This window comes from Paenibacillus sp. 2TAB23, from assembly GCF_052115165.1.
In the GTDB taxonomy this organism is placed as follows: Bacteria; Bacillota; Bacilli; order Paenibacillales; family Paenibacillaceae; genus Pristimantibacillus.
Window position 1 is genome coordinate 1 of record NZ_JBFRGD010000069.1, and the last position, 620, is coordinate 620.

General features: G+C 50.4%; 1 pseudogene. It reads left to right on the forward strand.

Annotated features, from left to right (window positions below):
• Positions 1–620 (forward strand): annotated as a pseudogene (locus AB4Z29_RS32325) (hypothetical protein); the annotation flags it as partial.

Below are 620 nucleotides of genomic sequence, written 5' to 3' on the forward strand. Positions count from 1 at the left end.
AAGCGTAAGAACCGTAAAAGCGTACGATGCTGAAATCACTGCAGCACCAGCAGCAGCGACAATCACCGTAACAAACAGCCCAACAGGTGAAGCAGATACAGTTAAAGTAACGGGTCTAGCCGAAGGCGACATCGTGAATGTATATGCTGCAGCAACAGGCGGCACGGCACTTGACACCGCAACGGTGGCAAATGGCGCAACAGAAGTAACGATCTCGGAAACCGACTTGCTTACAGCAACAGGCGGAACAGCGTATGTAACGGTAACGAAAGCGAACAAGCTGGAAAGTACACGTACGGGTGCGAAATATGCAACTGAGCCGGTAACGACAGCACCACTAGCAACAACGATCACGGCAACGAACAACAAAGTAGGCGTAAGCGATACAGTGGTTGTTACAGGCCTTGCTGAAGGCGATGTAGTGAATGTCTACAAAGCAGCAACAGGCGGAGCAGCAATCGGAACAGCAACAGTAGCTGAAGATGCAACATCAGCAACGGTAACGATTGAACAGCTGGGCGCAACAGCAAGCAGCGTGTATGTGAGCGTGACAAAAGAAGGTCAGCTAGAAAGCGTAAGAACCGTAAAAGCRTACGATGCTGAAATCACTGCAGCACCAG